The 22,230-nt window shown below is 43.3% G+C and carries 27 protein-coding genes; 10 read left to right on the top strand and 17 right to left on the bottom strand.

The window, feature by feature from the left end; translation table 11 throughout:
• Positions 1-81 precede the first annotated feature (81 nt).
• The 3 genes from GDZ68_RS08695 (at position 82) to GDZ68_RS08685 (ending at position 932) form a co-directional block, all read left to right on the top strand.
• Positions 82-399: a DUF3784 domain-containing protein gene (locus tag GDZ68_RS08695; protein WP_153721887.1), complete on the top strand. Its 318-nt coding sequence runs from the start codon at positions 82-84 to the stop codon at positions 397-399.
• 15 nt (positions 400-414) lie between these two features.
• A complete protein-coding gene (locus tag GDZ68_RS08690) occupies positions 415-660 on the top strand; it encodes a hypothetical protein (RefSeq protein ID WP_153721886.1) in 246 nt (81 codons plus the stop codon).
• 71 nt (positions 661-731) lie between these two features.
• Positions 732-932: a hypothetical protein gene (locus tag GDZ68_RS08685; RefSeq protein WP_153721885.1), complete on the top strand. Its 201-nt coding sequence runs from the start codon at positions 732-734 to the stop codon at positions 930-932.
• A gap of 116 nt (positions 933-1,048) precedes the next feature.
• On the opposite strand, the gene GDZ68_RS08680 is transcribed toward GDZ68_RS08685, so the two are convergent.
• Positions 1,049-1,570, bottom strand: coding sequence for a hypothetical protein (locus GDZ68_RS08680; RefSeq protein WP_153721884.1), 522 nt, complete (start codon positions 1,568-1,570; stop codon positions 1,049-1,051).
• 339 nt (positions 1,571-1,909) lie between these two features.
• Here GDZ68_RS08680 and GDZ68_RS08675 point away from each other — a divergent pair, with 339 nt between their 5' ends.
• Positions 1,910-2,593 (top strand): CPBP family intramembrane glutamic endopeptidase, encoded by a 684-nt coding sequence (locus GDZ68_RS08675; protein WP_153721883.1) that lies wholly within the window; start codon positions 1,910-1,912, stop codon positions 2,591-2,593.
• Here the strand turns inward: GDZ68_RS08675 and GDZ68_RS08670 are convergent, their stop codons facing one another.
• A complete protein-coding gene (locus tag GDZ68_RS08670) occupies positions 2,594-3,322 on the bottom strand; it encodes a MerR family transcriptional regulator (protein WP_153721882.1) in 729 nt (242 codons plus the stop codon).
• A gap of 172 nt (positions 3,323-3,494) precedes the next feature.
• On the opposite strand from GDZ68_RS08670, the gene GDZ68_RS08665 reads away from it, so the two are divergent.
• Positions 3,495-4,454 (top strand): YecA family protein, encoded by a 960-nt coding sequence (locus GDZ68_RS08665; protein WP_153721881.1) that lies wholly within the window; start codon positions 3,495-3,497, stop codon positions 4,452-4,454.
• A 19-nt stretch (positions 4,455-4,473) separates the two neighbouring features.
• Positions 4,474-5,571, top strand: coding sequence for a radical SAM/CxCxxxxC motif protein YfkAB (gene yfkAB, locus GDZ68_RS08660; protein WP_153721880.1), 1,098 nt, complete (start codon positions 4,474-4,476; stop codon positions 5,569-5,571).
• Between the two features lie 105 nt (positions 5,572-5,676).
• On the opposite strand, the gene GDZ68_RS08655 is transcribed toward yfkAB, so the two are convergent.
• From GDZ68_RS08655 to GDZ68_RS08640, 4 genes are all read right to left on the bottom strand, one after another.
• The gene (locus GDZ68_RS08655; protein ID WP_228551059.1) at positions 5,677-6,525 is read right to left on the bottom strand and encodes a MetQ/NlpA family ABC transporter substrate-binding protein; all 849 of its coding nucleotides are present in this window, start codon (positions 6,523-6,525) and stop codon (positions 5,677-5,679) included.
• Positions 6,526-6,594: 69 nt separating this feature from the next.
• Positions 6,595-7,035, bottom strand: a complete 441-nt coding sequence (locus GDZ68_RS08650; protein WP_153721878.1) for a DUF2269 family protein — start codon at positions 7,033-7,035, stop codon at positions 6,595-6,597.
• A gap of 8 nt (positions 7,036-7,043) precedes the next feature.
• Positions 7,044-7,376: an ASCH domain-containing protein gene (locus GDZ68_RS08645; protein WP_153721877.1), complete on the bottom strand. Its 333-nt coding sequence runs from the start codon at positions 7,374-7,376 to the stop codon at positions 7,044-7,046.
• A gap of 120 nt (positions 7,377-7,496) precedes the next feature.
• Entirely contained in the window at positions 7,497-8,252 is a 756-nt protein-coding gene (locus GDZ68_RS08640) for a FixH family protein (RefSeq protein WP_194841106.1), read from the bottom strand.
• Between the two features lie 155 nt (positions 8,253-8,407).
• Here GDZ68_RS08640 and GDZ68_RS08635 point away from each other — a divergent pair, with 155 nt between their 5' ends.
• The 4 genes from GDZ68_RS08635 (at position 8,408) to GDZ68_RS08620 (ending at position 11,490) form a co-directional block, all read left to right on the top strand.
• Entirely contained in the window at positions 8,408-9,085 is a 678-nt protein-coding gene (locus GDZ68_RS08635; RefSeq protein ID WP_153721875.1) for a response regulator transcription factor, read from the top strand.
• Positions 9,082-10,491: a sensor histidine kinase gene (locus tag GDZ68_RS08630; protein WP_153721874.1), complete on the top strand. Its 1,410-nt coding sequence runs from the start codon at positions 9,082-9,084 to the stop codon at positions 10,489-10,491. Before GDZ68_RS08635 ends, GDZ68_RS08630 begins: the two co-directional genes overlap by 4 nt.
• Positions 10,492-11,052, top strand: a complete 561-nt coding sequence (locus GDZ68_RS08625) for an SCO family protein (RefSeq protein WP_153721873.1) — start codon at positions 10,492-10,494, stop codon at positions 11,050-11,052. It abuts the gene before it with no gap.
• 75 nt (positions 11,053-11,127) lie between these two features.
• Positions 11,128-11,490, top strand: a complete 363-nt coding sequence (locus GDZ68_RS08620; protein WP_153721872.1) for a hypothetical protein — start codon at positions 11,128-11,130, stop codon at positions 11,488-11,490.
• A 20-nt stretch (positions 11,491-11,510) separates the two neighbouring features.
• On the opposite strand, the gene rlmN is transcribed toward GDZ68_RS08620, so the two are convergent.
• From rlmN to hisZ, 11 genes are all read right to left on the bottom strand, one after another.
• Positions 11,511-12,587 carry a 23S rRNA (adenine(2503)-C(2))-methyltransferase RlmN gene (gene rlmN, locus GDZ68_RS08615; RefSeq protein ID WP_153721871.1) on the bottom strand — a complete coding sequence of 359 codons (1,077 nt, stop codon included), beginning with the start codon at positions 12,585-12,587 and terminating at the stop codon, positions 11,511-11,513.
• A gap of 96 nt (positions 12,588-12,683) precedes the next feature.
• Positions 12,684-12,884: a hypothetical protein gene (locus GDZ68_RS08610; protein WP_153721870.1), complete on the bottom strand. Its 201-nt coding sequence runs from the start codon at positions 12,882-12,884 to the stop codon at positions 12,684-12,686.
• Between the two features lie 90 nt (positions 12,885-12,974).
• The gene (locus GDZ68_RS08605) at positions 12,975-14,327 is read right to left on the bottom strand and encodes a cyclic 2,3-diphosphoglycerate synthase (RefSeq protein WP_153721869.1); all 1,353 of its coding nucleotides are present in this window, start codon (positions 14,325-14,327) and stop codon (positions 12,975-12,977) included.
• 913 nt (positions 14,328-15,240) lie between these two features.
• The gene (hisC, locus tag GDZ68_RS08600) at positions 15,241-16,302 is read right to left on the bottom strand and encodes a histidinol-phosphate transaminase (RefSeq protein ID WP_153721868.1); all 1,062 of its coding nucleotides are present in this window, start codon (positions 16,300-16,302) and stop codon (positions 15,241-15,243) included.
• Positions 16,295-16,945 carry a bifunctional phosphoribosyl-AMP cyclohydrolase/phosphoribosyl-ATP diphosphatase HisIE gene (gene hisIE, locus GDZ68_RS08595; protein ID WP_153721941.1) on the bottom strand — a complete coding sequence of 217 codons (651 nt, stop codon included), beginning with the start codon at positions 16,943-16,945 and terminating at the stop codon, positions 16,295-16,297. Before hisIE ends, hisC begins: the two co-directional genes overlap by 8 nt.
• Positions 16,938-17,702: an imidazole glycerol phosphate synthase subunit HisF gene (hisF, locus tag GDZ68_RS08590; RefSeq protein ID WP_153721867.1), complete on the bottom strand. Its 765-nt coding sequence runs from the start codon at positions 17,700-17,702 to the stop codon at positions 16,938-16,940. Before hisF ends, hisIE begins: the two co-directional genes overlap by 8 nt.
• Positions 17,689-18,414: a 1-(5-phosphoribosyl)-5-[(5-phosphoribosylamino)methylideneamino]imidazole-4-carboxamide isomerase gene (hisA, locus tag GDZ68_RS08585; protein ID WP_153721866.1), complete on the bottom strand. Its 726-nt coding sequence runs from the start codon at positions 18,412-18,414 to the stop codon at positions 17,689-17,691. Before hisA ends, hisF begins: the two co-directional genes overlap by 14 nt.
• A gap of 28 nt (positions 18,415-18,442) precedes the next feature.
• A complete protein-coding gene (gene hisB / locus GDZ68_RS08580; RefSeq protein ID WP_153721865.1) occupies positions 18,443-19,027 on the bottom strand; it encodes an imidazoleglycerol-phosphate dehydratase HisB in 585 nt (194 codons plus the stop codon).
• Positions 19,028-20,308, bottom strand: coding sequence for a histidinol dehydrogenase (gene hisD / locus GDZ68_RS08575; protein WP_153721864.1), 1,281 nt, complete (start codon positions 20,306-20,308; stop codon positions 19,028-19,030).
• Positions 20,305-20,940: an ATP phosphoribosyltransferase gene (gene hisG, locus GDZ68_RS08570; protein WP_153721863.1), complete on the bottom strand. Its 636-nt coding sequence runs from the start codon at positions 20,938-20,940 to the stop codon at positions 20,305-20,307. The genes hisD and hisG overlap by 4 nt, the downstream gene beginning before the upstream one ends.
• Complete coding sequence (hisZ, locus tag GDZ68_RS08565) at positions 20,928-22,160, bottom strand: ATP phosphoribosyltransferase regulatory subunit (protein WP_194841105.1); 1,233 nt, start codon at positions 22,158-22,160, stop codon at positions 20,928-20,930. The genes hisG and hisZ overlap by 13 nt, the downstream gene beginning before the upstream one ends.
• Positions 22,161-22,230: the final 70 nt, after the last annotated feature.

The following is a 22,230-nucleotide window of genomic DNA, read 5'->3' as shown; positions in this document are numbered from 1 at the left end:
AATTTGATACAATGTAGTCGGCTCTATCCTATAGAGCCGGCTTTTTATATGATGGTATCAGCGAGAAATGAGTGGTATTCAATGACTGGAGCTATTGTGAACCTTATCGTATTCATCCCTTTTGTAGTTTTCGCTTACTATCTCTCACAGGGTAAAGGTGCCTTTCTATTGTCAGGCTACAACACCATGTCTGCTGAGAAGAAAGCGAAAATTGATGAAATGGCTTTATGCAGATTCATGTCAAAAATTATGTATGGTTTGAGTTTCTGTATCGGATTATTTGCGGTTAGTGAATTACTGAATCAGCCAATTTTATTTATCGTTGGATTGGTTTCATTCATTCTGCTTGTGATTTTTGCGGTGATCTATTCAAATACCGGGAATCGTTTCATCAAATAAGTGAGGTGTTTTAATTTGGTCAGAAGACGTGGATTATATGAAGTTAACATTATCGGTAAACAACTGTGCTGCACGCTATGCGGCGGTGTAACTTTTCGGCACCGTGAAGTGTACTTAGAACTGGACAGCATTTCAGAAGATATTCCTGATCCGTTGACACTGCAATCGCTGACCTGTGAACACTGCAGTACGACACAGCTCGTGCAGCAACAAGTGAACAGTGACAGAGCGAACATTGAATATATCGAGGTGGGACCGTAATGGTAGAAGACTTAAGCTGCAAAAAAAGCAAGATCACTATATTAGGCCGGCCTCTTATCTGCAAGTTTTGTATGCATAATGTTTTTATACCGTACAGCACGTACGTCAATGTCGAAGATCCGGGGATTAAAGTTTATTACTTGAATTACTCTGCGGTGTGCATGCAATGCGGCTGTGTGACACAGTTTGGGGATCCAAGCGGACCGAGCATAGATGGAACAGATTATATATGGGCATTGGAACAAGCAGTCCTGCTTTCTTCTGAAGAGTAAAATACTTTCAGGATTCAACTTATATCGAGTCGGTTTATTAAGGCCGGCATAGGGAGATTTATTGTAAAATCAACAAATAACCATACTCTGCCGGTTCTTCTTGTTTTGAAAAATCATTACTTGCAGTTGTCGCCTATGAGCCGAATCATTTCGAGAACATTCTTAAGAAACTCGTTGATCTCACCCATATGCTCCTCTGTTAATTTAGGTTTGAAATCAATATCGATTGTGTTCAAATAAACTCTTTTCTTTTGATCAAAATGAAAACTCAATGTCTGCAAGAAAAATATATCATCTTCCCATACCTTACCAAGAATCTGTTCAATCTCCCTGCATTCTGTCTCCACGTCCCTGACTTGATGACGCACACGCAATGTTAGAAGACAGCCAGGTTCTGTATCGCCGACTTCGAGGATTTCATTTACCAGTTCTTGCGTAGATGCATGCAAGGCCAGCTCACAAGTAACGGCATGGCAGCCTTTTAATGAAAATCGAATAGTAAACTTTCGAGACATGACAGCGAGATCCAGCTGATCAGAATGGTTATGAATATAGATCAAACGCTCCAGATTATCTAAGTCATAGATATGATTTTCAAACGCGACTTTTAGATTTTCAAAAATGGTCGGATCGTACATAATGCCACCTCCTATATTTTTTCTTCATGTGTATAATCAACCCTCATTCAGCCATCTTATATTCAAATCAGGAAAGGAAGATGGTTAGATGGCACAGATGGAATCACCAATTGCAAAACTAAGCGAAGAGGAACTTCACGCCCTAAATCGGTTGGAGAAGGAATTAAACGTGGCCCTCGTCGCCTATGAGAATACTTCTACAAGTTCGACATGACATGATTGAACGGAAGATGCTTTCTATTATGGAAGGCATCTTTTTTATTTTTTGAAAATTCTTCTTGCAGGTTACGCAACGTCACCTCATACACTAAAATTAACACCGTATGAGGAGGAAACACAATGTTAAAAACATCACCTTGGGGCAAAAAAGAATTGCTTCAACTTTTATTTCTTGTGTTAGTGCTCGTTCCGATCTTTATTGAATACCTTTTAATGAACTATCTAACCGATCTATTTCAAAACGATTTATACTCTGGTACATTGATCGGTTTCATAATGTCTATTATTTTCATGACAGGGCTTTATGTACTGGCATTGCGTCCAAAGCGACTCGGATGGACAGAAGTCGGATTAAATCGTTTTTCACGTTCCTATTGGGGACCGATTGTTGGGTGGACCATTCTTTTACTTATTGCCAGTGTCCTATTGGTTATCTTAATGTCATTTTTCGGCATCGGCGTGGAAAACAGTAAAACGGAGAGCGTTCAAACCCATCTTTCGCCGCTTGCATTCCTTATAGCATTCGTTTCGGCTTGCATCATTTCACCCGTTTACGAGGAAATCTTTTATCGCGGCTTCCTGTATCGCTGGTTTAGAGGTCGGTACGGTATTGCACTTGGGATGGCAGCAAGCTCTTTGATCTTTATGTTGGTCCATATCCCCAATTATAATGTACTGCCTGCTACATTCGTTTCAGGCCTCGTCTTTTCTTGGACTTATGAAAAAACTGGTTCCGTTGTTCCGGGCATGATCATTCACGGTACCTTTAATGCAATCGCACTGTTTCTGACAGCTTTTGCTTAATCAAACTTGCTGGACTGCCAATGCTTGCTCAATGAATGAAATAATTTCTTCACGAATCGGATACAGTCGAAGGTCAGCAGAAGCCCTTTCGGATTTTCTTACTTCCCAAAACTTTTCCATAAGCTCTTGATCCCCATGAAATGTCTCTTCGGAAAGAATATTTAGATCATCCACAATAATTTGCGCTTCTTCGGATTCCGGGGAAGCTCCTTTTTCCATACATAGCTCGATTCGTTTGATCAGATTCATCCACTTTTTTGTTGAGGTATCTTGATTTTCCAAAGAAGGAAGCTTAGTTTCTAATAGTTGCTGCTCTTCATCTGTAAAATAAAATGCCCAGTTCTTTTCCTCTTTGTAATCTACCACCAACTTTAATACATCTTGCCAGTTTATTTTCCCTTCCAGCTCGAGCACATGGATGAGCGAGGTAGTATGCCGAATGGATTCATTTAACGTTTCCACTTTTTCAGTTAAAGAGGCTCTATGTGCGGACAAGATCGTCGCCATCGATTGTTCCTGGATGACTTTTTTGCTGTCTTCCAGAGACAAGGACAAGTCTTTCAACAGCAAGATCTTCTCTAACATGAAAATATCATCTTCTGAATATAAACGCTTCCCGCCATTACCTCTTTCGGTTGGTTGAACCAAACCAATCTGATCATAGTAACGCAATGTTCGGACAGAAACGTCCAGACGTTTCGCTAATTCTCCAGTAGATAAATAGGTCAATCGAACTTCCCCCTATAGTTTTTCAGTTTACCTATTCAGTAGCGTATCATTTCAGTGACTAATTGTATATTCAGAGTTTTACATATTAGTCGCCTGGATAGAAATTGCATGTCAACTAAGCATCCGTTTGGTACACTAGACTATGTCGCAATTTTATAAAGGAAGTGTTTGTATGGTCGGACGAAATGATCCATGCCCATGTGGCAGCGGTAAAAAATACAAGAAATGCTGCGAATCAAAGCAAGCAGTTTCTATTGAAGATGTTCAAACTGAAGAAATGGAACGACTGCTTCAGACATTTTATGATATCTATCCGGAACGAAATGATATTCCCGTGTTCTCAGAATTTGCAGAGACTTGGAAATCTTCTTTAGGCTCTTATTTACCTGAAGAAATGATTGAAGCGATTGCGCTGGATGAGTTTTTCTTTCACGAACGTCCAGATATATGGACAAGTTATTTGAATAAGCAAAAGAAAAAACAAGCACGTCCTTCCATAATCGGACTGCTCGATCAATGGGCGCAACCCCGTGTCTTTATTGGGGAAGTGACTGCTGTCGGAGAAACGTACTTGACTGCCGTAAGCATTACAGGTGAAGAAACCATTGAATTGTGGAAGGAAAGCGAAAAACCGGTTCCCGCTGGCGTTCATTTCTATTGCTTCCTGCTGCCTGATGGAACAGAGGACAATCACTGCTTAGCTGTATCCAGTTTAATCTTCTTTCCCACCGATCATTCTCATACCATTAAACAGTTTGCAGGAACAATCGCTTCTGTGAATGAACACACGATGGATTTCTGGAAAACTCTTGGAGAAAACGGCTATGCCGGAGATGAGTTCACTGAATTTGAATCTGGTGTCTTAGAAGCAGCAGCGGCGTTCTTGGAAAAGCATGAGCGCCAGTCGGATAAACTGCTTGAACTCATTGAAGATTTTTTAGTGGAACAGCAGCCAAATGCACGTAAGGAAGTAGCGATTGCTGCAGGTGCCATTCGTTATGGACAGGACAATCAGTTATTCAAACCACTTGCGATGACACTGAAGGACATCGCAGAGCATTTTGATGTCTCTCCTTCTTCCATGAATAAATATGCAAAAGAGATGGACCAGTACGTTCTTCAACAGGACTAAAACGTTAGGAGTCAAAAAAATGGTTTTATCTACTAAAGATGCCTGGGAAGCCTATCTGGACGTGGACACTCACGGTAAGCAAGTATTATCCAGTATTGAATTTACTACGACTTATTTATGTAATATGCGCTGTGAACACTGTGCAGTCGGTTATATGCTGCAGCCAAAGGACCCAGACGCACTGCCCATCGAACTGCTGCTCAAAAGATTGGATGAAATCCCGCATTTACGGACGATCAGCTTAACTGGCGGTGAGCCGATGTTTTCAAAGAGATCTGTCGAGCAGTATGTTGTGCCTTTATTGAAATATGCACATTCACGTCAAATTAAAACACAGGTTAATTCAAACTTGACGATGCCTATTGATCGTTATCAAATGATTGCACCTTACTTGGACGTTCTGCATATTTCACATAATTGGGGTACTATAGATGATTTCGTCGACGGCGGTTTTGCCAGAATGGAACAGCAGCCGTCCCGCGAACGCCGGTCAGCTCAGTTTGCACGCATGATTGAAAACAGTAAAGCTTTATCAGAAATGGGCGTTATGGTATCAGCAGAAACAATGCTCAACCGGCGCACACTGCCGCATTTGAAAACTATCCATGAACAGATTGTCAATGAAATGAAGTGCGGCCGCCACGAAATTCATCCTATGTACCCAAGCGACTTTGCCTCTTCGCTTGACGTGCTGTCATTAGATGAAACCCGGCAGGCGATCCATGAACTGCTTTCCTACCGTGATGAAGATACATGGATGCTGTTCGGGACACTGCCATTTTACAACTGCAGTCAGGACCCGCGTGATCAAGAGCTATTTGCGAAGCTTAGAGCGGGCAAAAATGTGACGGTTCGAAATGATCCGGACGGCCGCTCAAGATTGAACGTCAACATTTTCACGGGAGATGTCATTGTCACTGATTTTGGTGATGTACCGCCGCTCGGTAATATACAAACGGATCAGCTGCCCGAATTGTATGACCGCTGGCAGCAGCACTCTCTCGCGAAAAGCGTGAGCTGTCACTGCCCCGCTGTCCGCTGTCTCGGACCGAACTTACTGGTGAAAGATGCATATTATCAAGATGTCGACTTCCGAAAACGGCAGCTCGTCCGATAACTAAAAAATGTACGGCTCCATTACCAGATGGATGCCGTACATTTTTATATTCCAAGAAAGTATTTATTAAAACGCATATACATTAGTAGAGCTCTTGGATTTAGTTTATTCACCAAACCCCTGAAATTCGTCTTGAATGGCTTTTTTAAATTTATCAGACTGAATGGCTTTCTTCAGTGCCTTGGCGAAATCCTCATCCATATCAGTATCTTTCACTGCAATTATATATTCCAGCTCATTATTCAGCTGTTCTTCAGCCAGCGCGTCTTGCAGCTCCATTTCATTCGCCAGAATATAATTATCCGGAATAACTGCCGCATCTCCGCTCGCCAGTGATGCGATCAGCTGAGATGTAATAACAGGCTGTATTTTTAATTTTTTAGGATTGTCCACGATTTGCTGTTCGCTGACACTGTATGGAGATGCATCCGGATCCACCGTCAGCATGCCCAGCTGCTCAAGAAACCGCAATGCTCTTGCTGTGCCCAGTTCATCGTTCGGAATCGTGATCAGTGAACCGGTAGGAATATCATCAAGTGAAGTGATGGAATTGGAATATAATCCAAGGCCGACGCTCGGCACTTCTGTCAGCGCTGAAATATCCAAGTTATATTCTTCTTTGAACTGTTCCAAATAAATTGATTGCTGAAATAAATTCGCATCAATTTCTCCTTCCGCAAGCTTAGTATTCGGCTCAATTAAATCGCTGTATTTGATGACTTCTGTTTTATAGCCCTGCTCTTTTAATGCCGGTACAAGCGCTTTATCTACTACTTGCGCATAAATCCCTTCTGTTGTACCAACTTTTATGGTTTGACCGTTTTGATTGCCGCTGCAGCCTGTCAGCAGAAGGCCCGCAATTATCAGCAGTCCAAGTATTTTCATTTTCATAATGTTCCAATCGTCCCCTTTGCAAAAGCTGCTAATTTCTATCTTATTCGCTGCGTTTTTCACTGTCAAACAGTATCTTCCGCAAAAAAAGATGTGCAGCTTTGTACACATCTTTTCATTCGTTATGTAATTTTACCAGATCGAAGGTTTTTGTACCATCAGCCAAAGCATGATCAGCAGTAAACCGATATAGATCCACGAGGTGCGCTGCAGTTTATCAAGAGTCGATTGTCTGTCGTTTCCGGATTCATGGAATTTCTTCAAGACTGATGAAAAACCGGTCGCCAGAAAGACAGCTGACAGCAGCATAACCGCTAACGTGAGAATCACCCATGAACTGTGCCACGGCCAAGGACCAAATAAAATGAGCAGGACACCTGTCACCACCAGGGCATGTCCCGAGTGCATGACAAGCCGGATCACCACCCGAATGATAGCCAGATAGATGTCTTCCGCTTCTCTCTTAGCAGTACGCAGCCTGCGAATCAATGGCAGCAGCAGGAATAAGGGTCCTACTGAGATGACAGCCGATACTACGTGGGCAAAAACAACTGCTCCGTAATAGAGACTCATAAATTACATCATTTCTGAAGAGGGCTGTATTCGTGCACCCATACTTTCATTTGAGGGAGCCAAGGCATTTTTTCGTGGATAGAAAGCATGGCCTGCTTGTACTCTTCCACCGTACTGTGGCCTTCTGATTTAGCATCTTCGTCAGTCAGTTCGCCAAGCGTCTGTAGATACAGTTTTTCAATTTTATACTCTTTACCTTCAAGATCCATAGTTTCGCCGGGATATGCGTAGACACCATTTCGTCTCGTTGCCCATTTTTCTCCGTTCAGAACTTTTTGTACATCTTCCGGGATTGTAACCAATCGTTCAATCGAACATGTTTTTTCTGGATAGTTTGTCATACTGATACTCCTCTGTAATTTATAATTTATCACTACACTCAGTGTACAGCTTTTCTGCAATAATTTCGAGTTTTAAAATTAAAAACCCGCCACACGGAAGATTGGCGGGCGCAATAAATATTATTTCACTTCAATTACATGTTCTTCGTGCTCATGAAGCGCATCATCTTTAATGTGAATTATAACATTATATTTTCCTGCTTTAGGAAATTGATAGTTCGCTGTGTATTCTCCGGGTTTTGATTCCTCTGTTTCCACCCATTTGATTTCATTATCAGGATCAGCAATTTCATAGCGTACGTGCGTGTCTTCCAATGGTGCTCCTTCAAGGGCAACATGCGTCATCAATTCTGTATCCACTTCTGCCTTAGTATCTTCAGGCTGCATAAAGTGAATCGAAAGACCTTCAGTCTGTCCGTGTTCATGATGGTCGCTGTCGGAATCTTGATGATCACTTTCATCATCAAGATGTTCCTGCACTTCGCCGATCTGAATCTGCTTTTCAGGCATAATATGCATTTCACGTGCAGTCACGTGCACCTGAACAGTATACAATCCATCATCAGGAAACGTAGTGACAGCTGTGTACGTACCATCTTTCTCATTTGTCGCTTCCACATGGATACTGTTCTCTTTTTCTCCGTCCTTCCAAGTTTCATAGGACACTTCAGAAGCATCAGCGACTTTTTCATCACCCTGGGTTACAAGTGCAGACAGTTCAACAGAATCTCCAGCATTGGCCTGTTCAGGCACTGTCAGTTCCACTTCCAGTATTTCTGGAAGTTCTGCATCTGTCGGCACATCTTCTTCCTGACTGCAGGCAGCAAGTGCACCGGTCAGCATGACACTCATTAATAAAATTCCGAAACGTTTCATGTTTTTCATTCTCCTTCAATTGTTTTAGCTGTTATGATTATATGATATGATTGAGAAATTTTAATGAAGTTTCCCCAATATCTTAAAACTTCATACAGAGTTCACAAGTTTTTTGGAAAATTACACTATCGATATATGGAATGAGGAGAAATACAATGAGTTACCACATATTAGTAATTGATGATGAGCCGCAGATGCGTAATCTGATTCGGATGATCCTGGAAGAGGCCGGTTATCTAGTGGAAGAGGCAGGTGATGGAATTCAAGCTTTGGCAGCCGTAAAACAGCATGATATCGATTTGTGTATCGTGGATGTCATGATGCCTTATATGGATGGTTTTACGTTTGCGGAAGAAGTGAAACGGCTATCTGAAATGCCGCTGATTTTCCTTTCTGCCAGAGGTGAAGAATGGGATAAGGTTCAGGGACTGAAATTGGGCGGAGATGATTATATCGTCAAGCCTTTCATGCCCGGTGAACTTGTAGCACGCATTGAAGCAGTGTTGCGGCGGACCTTCCGGCAAAATCCGGAACCGTTTGTTTTGCAGGCCGGCCCTTTAACAATCAATGAAGATTCTTATACAGCTCAGCTTGACAGCAGGCTGCTTAATTTAACTTTGAAAGAATTCAACTTATTGCTGTTACTGACAAAGAATAAAGGGCGGGCTTACTCCCGTGAGCAGCTGCTCGAATTAATTTGGGGAAACGACCATCAGAGCAGTGAACGGACCATCGATACCCATATTAAGACGCTTCGCCTGAAACTTGGCGACGCCGGAAAAATGATTGAAACGGTGTGGGGCATCGGCTATAAATTTGAGGATCCTCAATGAATAACTTGAATCTCAGCAAAAAGATGTTGCTGGTCTTTATAGGAAGCATCGCCTGCACAATCCTTTTCTCGTTTTTCTTCATTCATTATCTGTACACAGATCTTTATAAAGAACGTATTAAAGAATCCATTATTTATCAAGGTAACCGGACCGCTTCGCACTATCATTACGGCGAATTAAGCGACACCATCATTGAGAAAATCCAATGGTATAATATCGTCTCAGAATATGAAATTATCGTTGTCGACCGGCTGGATGATCTGACTTCATTCTTCCCTTATGAGCTGGATTACCAGTCACTGGTCAATGAAAGCGATGAAAAAACACTGGAAACAGGCCAGCCTGTTATGAAGGAGGGCTATGTTGAGGAATTGAACCGGGAAATCTTTGGCGGCATTTTTCCGATTAAAGGTGAAAACGGACTTATTGGATTCATTTATATTTATGTCCCGCTTGCCGCCATCCAAGATGTTTTTCGGGACAGCCTGCCGATTATGACGGTTGTCGGCGCCATTTTTTTCCTTCTGCTTTTCTTACTATTGAAGCGCGTCTGGAGTTCACTGTTCGAGCCTTTACAGACATTGCAGACATACTCTGAAAGCGTATCAAAAGGCGATTATTCCAACCGGCTGGAGACTGGACGAACGGATGAAATCGGTAAATTGTCAATGGCGTTTAATTCAATGAGCCGCTCATTAGAAGAGCAGGATCAGCGAAAAAAAGATTTCACATCGAATGTCGTACATGAACTGCGGACCCCCCTGACTTATATCAGCGGCTACGCACAGTTATCGAGAGATAAAATTGACCGGTCCCCTGAAGACGTTAAACAGTATCTATCGACGATTGAGAAGGAAACGGAACGACTGAAGAAACTCATCCACGATTTAGTCGAGCTGAATCATCTCGAGCAGGATTTATATACTCTCGAAAACGAACCGATTGCGATTGCACAGCTGCTGCTCGATACGCTGGAACTGTTTGAAATCCGAATGAAAGAAAAAAATATTCAATTACAGACATCAATTAACGAAGAATTAATTCTGCAAGGTGATCCGAAACGTTTACAGCAAGTCTTCTATAATACGATTGACAATGCAGTCAAATACGCTCAGCAGGAAATCATCATTCGTTTAGCAGCAAGCGAGACAGGCGTGAAATATCAGATTACCAATGACGGTGTGACAATCGGTGATGAGGATGTAGCTCGCATCGGTGAACGCTTTTTCCGCACCGACAAAGCTCGCAGCCGCACAACCGGCGGATCAGGGCTGGGGCTGTCAATCGTCAAAGAAATTATCAGATTACATCAAGGGACATTGGACGTGTCGAATGAATCAACACATACTGCCGTCACGATTGAGCTGCCTCTTTCTGCTGGACTAGAGCAAAGGAGTGATGAATAAATGAAACGTCTCTTCTCTTTTCTATTGCTGACAATCCTAATTTTGACGGGCTGCAGTGAACCGCTTGAACGCGGAAAACAAGTTCGTCCCTTTACTTTCATAGATCAAGATGGCGCTCCATTTGGCACTGAACAGCTCAACGGCACGCCTTGGATTGCTGATTTCGCCTTCACTTCCTGTACAACGATTTGTCCGACATTGACGAGCGAAATGGCCAATCTTCAGAAACTGCTAAAAGAAGAAGGCTTAGACGTTGAATTCGTTTCCTTCTCGGTCGATTCAGAAGTGGATAACCCCGCGGTTTTGAAGAAGTACATTGCCAATTTCACTGATGATGAATCCAACTGGCATCTGCTGACCGGCTATTCCCAGCAAGAGCTGGAAGCCTTTGCGCGCGAAGAGTTCCAGACGTTCGTACTGAAGCATAAGGCTTCGACACAAGTGGTGCACGGCACTAATTTTTATTTGATGGATTCAGAAGGCTATATTATGAAAGAGTATAATTTCTCGAATGAAACGTACCGCGATGAATTGCTGAAGGATATGAAGCGGATAAAATGATCGGCAGCCGGCAACGAAAGACATGACGGCCGGCGCTGATTCCGCTATACTAGGAAGGGAAAGCAGGTGTACTTGTTGGATTCTCGTTATTGGAAAGTCGGTTTTTTTACAGGATTGATATCGTTCGTTCTGCTTATTTTGGGCGTACGGACTGTTCTCGGTCACGATTTGGTCGTCAACAACTATTTATCATTTGCGGTGTTTGGACTGATTGTCGGTATCGTCAGTTCCCTTTTACTATTTTATCAATTACATATTGCCTTCAAGATGTTTATGGTTGTACTGGTACTCGCATTCGCTGAAATGTTTCGAAGCTTCCTCATGATGGATAATGAATTTTCAGAAGCGATCGGTATCTTGTCCCTGTTCATCATTTCTTCATTTGGACTGGCGGTTTCTGTCATTGTCCAATTTCTTATCAAATTACTGAAGAAATAAGAAAAGCCGGCTGGAGATGATTATTCTCCGACCGGCTGTTTTTTTGCTGTTTTAATTTGTTTACTTCGCAGTTGACCGCATGCGGCATCAATATCTGTACCGTTTTCCAGACGAACACCGCAGTTAATGCCTTTACGTTTCAGTGCTTCGTAAAATGATTTAATAGCTTGCGGTTCGCTTCGCTGGTATTGACCGTGTTCGTCAACAGGATTATACGGAATCAAGTTGACGTACGCCAAATGCCGCTTATCCGCTAATAATCTGCCGAGTTCTTCTGCTTCTTTCACATGATCATTGACATCGCGCAGTAAAATATATTCAAACGTAATCCGGCGATTTGTCGTTTCCAAATAATAATTGATCGAGTCCATCAATTTCTCAATCGGGAATGCTTTGTTAATTTTCATGATCTTTGAACGCAGCTCATTATTTGGCGCATGCAATGAAACAGCTAAGTTGATCTGGATATTCTCTTCTGCGAATTCTTTAATCTTTTCTGTCAGACCACTCGTGGATACAGTGATGTGACGCGCTCCGATTGACAGACCTTTTTGATCGTTGACGATGTGAAGAAAGTTCATGAGATTTTTATAGTTGTCGAATGGTTCGCCAATTCCCATGACGACGATATGGCTGACACGCTCGTCTTCCCCTTTTCCATCGAGATGTTCCTGCACTTTCATGATCTGGCCGACGATCTCGCCTGCATCCAAGTCACGATTTTTACGCAGCAGACCGCTTGCGCAGAAACTGCAGCCGATATTACAGCCGACCTGTGTCGTCACACAGACAGAATAGCCGTAAGGGAATTTCATCAAAACAGTTTCAATTAAGTTGCCATCTGTCATTTTGAAGAGAAACTTCACTGTGCCGTCCTGTGACACTTGCTTGACGTTCTGCTCAAGCGTTTGGATGGTGAAATGTTCGTCCAGCAGGTCACGTGTCTCTTTACTGATGTTTTTCATTTCATCAAATGACAGCACACGCTTTTTATACAGCCAGTCCCACACTTGCGCAGCTCGGAACTTCTGCTGCTTGTTTTCTATAAAGAAGTTAGTCAATTCTTCGATTGTCAAACCGTATATGGATTTTTTCATTTAGATTCCAGCCTCATTTCAAAAATTGCAATCCCGTTATTATACTACAGGATTGCCGAAAAAGGAACAACCGATTCGTTTTATCTTAATTCAGACTCAGTCCCGAGGTGTTGTGATGGAATGTTTATCACGAAGTTCTTTGTCGGTTTTAAGCTTTATAAAGAACGCCAGCAGGTTCAGCGCAGCCAATACGATGAAGAAGATTCCCATTCCCGTAGAGCCTGCAGCAATCCGATCATAGGCAAAGTAAACCATGACAAGCCCGATGACGAGATCGATTATTTTTGATTTAAACATTGCAGTTCCCCCTTATTTACCTTTAAGTATAGCAGAAAAACGCACCAGCGGCCGATGTTTAATCCGGCACTGGTGCGTGATTTTTTTATTTTATACATTTGTTGCAGCTAAATTATGTTTCACGATAAATTCGCCGAGCACTGTCTCGAGGTTCGGACTTCCCACTTCTTCCAGGTCATAATAAACACGCGTGCAAGGCTTATCAATGTTGATTACACGTGACAGATCCATCGGTGTTCCGATAATAACGGCGTCGCAGTCAGTTGCATTGATCGTTGCTTCCAAATCTTTCAGCTGCTGCTCGCCATAGCCCATTGCCGGCAAAATACTGTCAATATGTGTGTATTTTTCGAATGTCGTGATCAGACTGCCGACTGCAAACGGACGCGGATCAACAATTTCGGATGCACCCAAACGCTGTGCTGCAATTACGCCTGCACCCAATTTCATCTCGCCGTGTGTCAGCGTTGGGCCGTCTTCTACGATCAGAACACGTTTACCTTTAATAATTTCCGGATTATCCACTGTGATCTTTGACTCCGCTTTAATAATTGTACTGTTCGGAGCTGCAAATTTAATATTATTTTCAACTGTTTGAACAGCTTCTTCAGGTGCGCTGTCAATTTTATTGATGATGGATACATCTGTAGTACGCAAGCATACTTCTCCCGGGTAATATTTCAATTCATGCCCCGGACGGTGCGGGTCAAGAACGGTAATCGCCAAATCCGGCTCATAGAATGAAAAGTCGTTGTTTCCGCCATCCCATAGAATTACGTCACAGCCGTCTGGATCATTTTCCGCAGCATTCAAGATATCCTGGTAATCCACACCTGCATAAATGATATTTCCACGGTCCACATGTGGCTCGTATTCTTCCATTTCTTCAATTGTACAGTTGTGCTTTTCAAAATCTGCAACTGTTGCATAACGCTGGACACGCTGTGCAGCCAGATCGCCGTAGGGCATAGGATGACGGATTGCCACTACTTTCAAGTCATGCTCTAAAAGAGTCTCGATAACTTTTCGTGATGTCTGGCTTTTCCCTGTTCCTGTTCTGACAGCACAAACCGAAATGACCGGCTTATTACTTTTAATCATCGTTGCCTTTGAGCCGAGCAATGTGAAATTAGCACCTGCCGCGTTCACAATTGCACCGATTCCCATTACTTTCTCGTAGCTGAGATCACTATAGGAGAAGACACATTCATCAGCCTTCAGTTCTTTAATTAGTTCAGGTAATTGATCCTGTGAATAAATTGGAATGCCTTCCGGATACAGGTCACCGGCTAATTCTGCCGGGTATTTTCGTCCGTCAATATCAGGAATCTGAGTCGCTGTGAATGCGACCACATTATATTCCTCCTTATTACGGTAGTATGTATTAAAGTTATGGAAGTCTCTTCCCGCTGCGCCAATAATAATTATATTTTTAGTTTTCATAAATGATTCTCTCCAATCGTTCTTTGTTTTTATTATTATAAGTCATTATGTATAATAATACAATAGGCAACGTGAAGAAAATACATTTTTTCGTATACATATACATTTACACGGCCTGCTTTACACACTTAAAATGCTGTTTACTCAACGTTCACTGTTTTTTTATATATAATGCATAAATAAATAACCATCCAATAATGAATGGTTATTTATTTAGTTTATTCATTTAAGCTGTTCATCAAACTTGCGCCTGGCAGTCTATTTCATGAGAAGTTTGGGATTTGGCTTTGATTATGCAGTATAGTTTGAATTTCAGAATACCGTTCCCCTGCGTTCCAGGCGGACGCTTTCCGGAGGGCCCGCGGTAAGCCAACTTGGTCGCTTCGCTCCCGCAAGTTGTCTTACCTGTCGGGCTGATCCTCCCGGAGTCGCCGCCTTCCACTCCGGTGCACTAGGCTGGTGCTATATACTTTTTGTTTCAGTAAGCTGTATGAGCATAACATCTGAGACTAATTCGATAGGTAAGATGTTTCATGCATTACTTATAATCCTGCAAAGGCTTAAACTTTTACGATCAATGTGTTTGCAAAGCCGCGCAACGATATCATACACTGAATTCACACTTTGTAAAAAGACAATATGGCATACATTCTCAACATCAGCGAAGGCGCAACTGCGGGGTAGGCCGTTGTCATGAGACTGCTGGCGTGCTCTTTTCCAGTAGGCTCATGACGTAAGGCAATCCCCCAGCGCCGAAGCGGGTTTAAACTGCAAACTCACACCCCATTCAAACTTCCTGCAAAGTCGTTCAACGAAACCCGCACATATAAAATTAAAACCACACCAACCCGCAGAATGATTTTCGAAGTACATATATGGCAATTTACCAAAAACAGATCTTGGCGCTGACTTTTTATTTATTCAAATCTTTTAGCACTCTAAACAGTAACTCCATCTGCTCATCTGTACCGATTGTGATACGTAAATAATCACGTATACCCGCCTGGTCAAAGTGCCGGACCAGAATGCCGCGCTCTTTTAACTGCTCATACAGCACTTTTGCATCATGCTTCACAGACTTGGCAAATAAAAAGTTTGCGTCAGACGGCAGCACATCAAATCCAATCTCCTTCAACATTTGTGCGGAGCTCTCTCTTGTGCGAATGATTTTCTTAGTGCTTTCTGAGAAATATGCATGATCTCGAAAAGCAGCTATCGCTCCGGCCATTGCCAACCGGTCAATAGTATAAGAGTTGAATGAATCTTTAATTCTCGTAAGTCCCGCGATCAGGTCCGGCTGTCCAAGCGCAAACCCTACCCGCAGTCCGGCAAGCGCTCGCGATTTAGATGTTGTCTGGATGACCAGCAGATTAGCATAGCGATCGATCAGCTTCATAGCGGAAGGACCTGCAAAATCAATATATGCTTCGTCGATGATCACTACCTGGTCGGGATTCTCCTTCAAAATTGCTTCTATTACATCTAGTTCTGCATAAAGACTCGTCGGCGCATTGGGATTCGGCAGAATGACGCCGCCTTGTGAACCATAAAACTTTTCTGCCGGTAAAGTGAAATCCTCATTCAAAGGAACTTTTTCAAATGAAATATCAAATATCTTTGAATACACCGGATAAAAACTGTAGCTGATCTCCGGAAAGCGTATCGTTTTGCCCGGTTCAAAAAATGCCATGAATGAAAATGCCAGCACTTCGTCGGAACCGTTGCCGACAAATACTTGTTCAGCACTCAGTCCGTATGTATCGGCAATCGCATGCCGCAGAGGATCGGCTGTCGGTGAAGGGTACCGCTGCAGTGTATTTGCTTCGAGCGCCGACTGAATCGCCGTCAGCACTTTCGGACTCGGCGGATACGGATTTTCATTGGTGTTCAGTTTGATGATATCCGGTTGATTCAATTGTTCACCCGGAATGTAAGGTTCCGTCCGCCTCGCAACTGTGCTCAGAAATCTACTCATCGCGAAGCACTTCCTTTTTCGGTCTTCTTTCACGCAATACTTGCTGCACATCTTTCAGATCGACGTCGAGAATATTCATTAAGACCAGCGTGTGATAGATCAGGTCCGCGATTTCATTGGACACTTCTTCTTTATCCGCATTTTTTGCTCCGATGACAACCTCCGTTGATTCTTCTCCCACCTTTTTAAGGACCTTATCAATTCCTTCATTGAACAGGTAGGTGGTATAAGAGCCTTCCACCGGATGTTTTTTGCGATCTGCGATTTCATCGATTACTTCATATACCACTTCACGCAGTGATTCTTTCTGCTCGACTGCTGTCGTGAAGAAGCATGTTTTCTCTCCTGTGTGGCATGCAGGTCCCTGCGGTGTCACTTGGAGCAGTAATGTATCTTGATCGCAGTCAACAGAAATACGCTGTACTTGCTGGCGATTGCCGGAGGTTGCACCTTTGTTCCAGAGCTTCTGTCTTGAGCGGCTGAAGAACCAAGTTTCATTCGTTTCAAGCGTTTTTTCAATCGATTCTTTATTCATATAAGCGAGCATGAGGACATCACCTGTGCGGTCGTCCTGTACAATTGCCGGTATCAGACCATTGTCGTCAAATGTAAGTGAGTTGATGTCTAGTGTCATATTAGTCATTCCTAACTGCAATATTTTCTCCTGCCAAATACTCTTTCAATTCGCGGATATTGATTTCATTGAAATGGAATACAGAAGCGGCCAGCGCTGCGTCTGCCCTGCCTTTCGTCAAAACTTCTTTAAAATGTTCAGGCTTTCCTGCGCCGCCGCTAGCGATAATTGGAATATTGACCGCTTCCGCCATTGCCCTGTTCAATTCAAGATTATAGCCATCCTTCACGCCGTCTTCATCAATACTGTTGACGACCAGTTCGCCGGCCCCGAGCTTCTCCATTTTCTTAGCCCATTCAATCGCGTCGATATCTGTTTCTTCCATTCCGCCTTTTGCGAACACTGTCCATTTCCCTTCGCCTGTCTGACGGACGTCCATTGACAGCATAACGCGTTCTGCACCATATTTATCCGCCACTTCTTTAATAATATCGGGATTTGTCAGCGCAGCACTGTTAATAGAAATCTTATTGCCGCCGAGCGCAAATACTTTGTCAACATCTTCAAGTGTGCGGATTCCGCCGCCTACAATGAACGGAACCGGCACTTCTTTAGCAATTTCCTCTATTAAATCCAGGAACATTCCGCGATTTTTCGAAGAAGCTGAGATATCGTAAAATACCAGTTCATCCGCACCATCTGCTACGTACTTTTTAGCGAGTGCCAGTGGATCTGCCACCTCTTGTACGTCCAGAAACTTCTTTCCTTTTACGACTTTGCGGTTGTCTACGTCTAAACACGGAATAATTTTTTTAGTTGCTGACATGACTGTCGTCCTCCAGTAGTTTTTCCAAAGATAGTTTGCCTTCATATAATGCTTTTCCGATAATTGCGCCGTACATATCTTTCGCGGCAAGTTTATTAATGTCTTCTTCAGTGGAGACACCGCCAGAAGCAATGATATCGATGGAAGAGGCTTCATTCATTATTTGCAGTTCTTCAAAGTTAGGTCCCTGCAGCATACCGTCCTTCATGATATCTGTATAAACAACCGTTTTCACTCCGATTTTATCCAGTTCCTGCAGTAAGTCCACTGCTTTGACATCGCTCATTTCGGTCCAGCCGTCTGTTGCGACGAGCCCATTGCGCGCATCGATGGAGACTGCAATTTTTCCATCGTACTTTTTGACTGCCTGTTTAAGAAATTCAGGATCTTGAATTGCCGCCGTGCCAATGATGACACGTGCAACACCATTTGCAATGTGCGAATCAACAATATCCATCGTGCGAATCCCGCCGCCGACTTGAACCGGTATTGTGACTGCTTTAGCAATTGCTTCAATTGCTTTTCTATTTAATGAATCACCTGTTTTAGCTCCGTCCAGATCGACGACGTGAATGTGTTCAGCACCCTGGCGCTGCCATTCCTGCGCCATGTCGGTCGGCGAATCATTATATATAACTTCCTGGTCGTAATCCCCTTGAATCAGGCGCACACATTTGCCGCCTCTAATATCAATTGCCGGAAATAAAATCATCCTCTGGTTCCCCCTAATGAAATGATAATTATAACGTTCCTTTAGTAGAAGGAACACCCTGTATATCCGGGTTGATGGTGCTGGCGACCCGCAGTGCGCGGCCGAAGCTTTTGAAAATTGATTCGATAATGTGATGTGTGTTTTTTCCGTAGTCCAAGTTAATATGTAACGTGACTTCAGCATGGCTTGTGAAAGCGATGAAGAACTCTTCCACCAGTTCTGTGTCGAAATCCCCTACTTTATCTTTCATTCCGTCCACATTAAACACAAGGAATGATCTGCCGCTTATATCGATTGATGCTGTGGATAACGCTTCATCCATCGGCGTCGACACTGTCGCAAAACGTTCAATCCCTTCTTTAGTTCCGATGCATTTATTGAATGCTTTCCCTAAGACAATACCCACGTCTTCAACGGAGTGGTGCTGATCCACTTCGATATCCCCATCGCACTTCACCGTTAGATCAAACCGGCCGTGCTTTGCGAAAGCTGTCAGCATATGGTCGAAGAATCCTGCGCCCGTCTGAATCTTCGTTTCCCCTGTGCCATCCAAAAAAAAGTCCATATTTATGTTTGTCTCGCCTGTTTTCCGCGTGATTTGTTGTTTGCGCATTTACCTTCCTGCCTTTCGTACTTTAATGGAGTTGGCATGCCCATTCAGCTGTTCTGCTTCCGCCAGAACAATTACATCATCCGCCACTTCAGCCAGTGCTTCTTCAGAGTAATAGATAACACTCGACTTTTTCATAAAGTCATAGACGCCGAGAGGAGATGAGAATGCTGCTGTTCCGCTTGTCGGCAGCGTATGATTCGGCCCTGCCATATAATCACCCAGTGCTTCAGGAGCGTGTTCGCCAAGGAAAATTGCTCCTGCATTTCTGATGGAAGCTAAATGTTCCATTGGATTTTTGATCATGAGCTCCAAATGTTCGGGCGCCAGCCGATTGACGATATCAAACGCCTCTATCAGTGTGTCGACCACAATGATGCGTCCGTATTGATCAATGGACTGTGCGGCAATTTCTTTGCGCTCAAGTTTTGCAAGCTGACGGTCCACTTCTGCGGACAAGTCTTCTGCAAATGATTCACTTGTTGTGATACATACAGCAGCCGCCCGTTCATCATGTTCTGCCTGTGACAGCAAATCTGCAGCCGCATAGACGGGATTCGTATTCTCATCCGCGACGACACAAATTTCACTGGGTCCTGCAATCATATCAATCGCCACATCGCCAAAAACCCATTTTTTTGCACGGGCGACGTAAGCATTGCCAGGGCCTGTAATTTTAACGACTTTTTCAATTGTTTCTGTTCCGTAGGCTAGTGCAGCAATTGCCTGTGCGCCGCCGACCTTATAGATTCTATCCACCCCTGCTTCCTTTGCTGCAACGAGTACGTGAGGATTAAGTTTACCGTCACGCTGCGGAGGTGTTACCATGGAAATCTGTGAAACTCCTGCTATTTTCGCAGGTAATGCGTTCATCAGGACGGTCGAGGGATATGCTGCTTTTCCGCCAGGAACGTAAAGCCCAACGCTGTAAATCGGCGTTACCTTCTGGCCAAGCATGATCCCTTCATTTGGATTGAAGAACCAAGACTGTTCTTTTTGTGCTTCATGATAATTTGAGATTCGCTGCTTTGCTGCACGCAGCGAACGGATAAAATCGTCTGTAACAAGTTGTTCCGCTTCCCGAATCTCTTCATTTGTAACCAGCATCTGAACCAGCTTCACGCCATCGAAACGCTCAGTAAACTCAAGCACAGCCTGATCGCCTTCTGCGCGGACACGTTCAATAATCGACAGAACATTCCGGTCGAATTCTACATCGGGCTGACTTGAATCGCTGCGCTTGAGCAGTTCTTCCCTGAATTCATTTCCTCGAATCGTTTTCATGCGTGCACCTCCAACCCTTCTTTCATATCTTGAATGAACTGCTGAATGTCTGCAGTTTTGGTTGCATAGCTGGCCTTATTTACTATCAAACGGGCACTGACATCTGCTATTTCCTTCAGCACAACCAACCCGTTCTCTTTTAGGGTGGTACCCGTTTCCACAATATCGACAATGACATCCGACATGCCGATCAACGGTGCCAGCTCAATTGAACCGTTCAATTTGATCATTTCGGTGCGTATACCCTTCTTGTCAAAATACTCTTTTGAAATAAGCGGATATTTCGTAGCAACAGTCAGAAATGGCTTGTTTTCTATGTGCGTTTCAGGAAATCCGGCTACCGATAATTTACATCTGCCAATTTCAAGATCAAGCAATTCATAGACATCACGCGGGTCTTCCATCATGACATCCTTGCCGACAATCCCGACATCCGCTGCACCGTTCTCGACATACACCGGGACATCTACCGCTTTGACGAAAATGAGTTTAATCTTCTGTTGATCATCATAGATGACGAGCTTTCTGCTTTCATCCGTAAAATTTGAAAAGCGGACATCCGATTTCTCCAGAAATTTCATCGCCCGCTCAGCCGTGCGTCCTTTGGCCATTGCGACAGTTAAATAGTCCATTCAGGTACCCCTTTCCTGCTCACAATCATCTCCAGCAATTCCTTGAAATCTGCAAACTCAGTTGTTCCTTCTTCATCTGTCAGCTCATTAACAAGTTCAGTCAGTTGAATCGTGTACATACTGTCTTTCGAATGAAATGTCTGTTTCATTGGCTTGGAGAGCACTCGATAATCACGTTCACGCAATTCATTCGTAATATCAATCGCATATTTCATTCGGCTTTCTTCATAAAGAACTGTGATATCTATGCTGAAACGCTCTTGAAGTTCTTTGTGCGCCGTTGCTTTTACCAGCGAATCAATCTCACAGGCAAAACCGATCGCCGGTCTTTTGATGCCGAATTCTTCGCTTAAAGAATCATAGCGTCCGCCCATCAATACAGGTTTGCCAAATTTCTCTACATACCCTTGGAAGATGATGCCCGAGTAATATCCCATACGATTGATCAATCCAAGATCGATAACGATATGTTTTTTCAGGCCGTATAGATCTGCGATTTCGTATGTCTGTTGCAAATAGTTGATGGCCTGCTTTACAGATTCGCTTACCCGCAAATTTTGAAGCCTTTCAAAAACTGTTTCAGGGGCACCGTACAGGAACGGTAATTGTTCTAATACTTCTTTGACTGATGGGTCGATTTCCAAGTTTTCCAGGAATGGACCGATCTCCACAACATTCTTGGCCTGAATTATTATTTTCAGCTCAGCCGTCAGTTCTGCTGACAATGACAGGTCTGCAATTAATTCATTGAAGAATCCCGCATGGCCGATTTCAATTTTCACATCCGAAAATCCAACATCCCTTAATGCATGACATGCCAGCATAATTGTCTCGGCATCTGCTTCAGGTGAGCTTTCACAGAAATACTCGACACCCGCCTGCGTCTTCCCGATCTCCTCATTTTCCCGGAAGGTCTGTCTGAATACTTCCTGAACATAGTAATAGCGCATCTCTTCGGGCAGGCTGCCGTTCATTTGAACAAGTTCCTGTGTCAAAGGAATAGTCACGTCCGGACGCAATACCAATAATTCACCGGTATAATCAATCACTTTGATCATTTCATTCTGATTGATCGATGTGCGGACATTCGAATAGAGATCATACCTTTCAAAAGCTGATGTTTTAATTCGCTTATAACCATATGTAGTGAAACGTTTACTCAACGTTTCGATAATTTTTTCATGTCTCTCATGTTCATGAGCCAGGATTTCAGAATACAAGATACTTTCTACCGCCTTTCGTTCCAATAAATACTTCATCGCTTTACTAGACTAAAGTTAATTACTACTA

The organism is Sporosarcina cascadiensis (assembly GCF_009650995.1).
Lineage (GTDB): Bacteria > Bacillota > Bacilli > Bacillales_A > Planococcaceae > Sporosarcina > Sporosarcina cascadiensis.
This window is presented reverse-complemented; position numbering and strand designations above follow the sequence as displayed.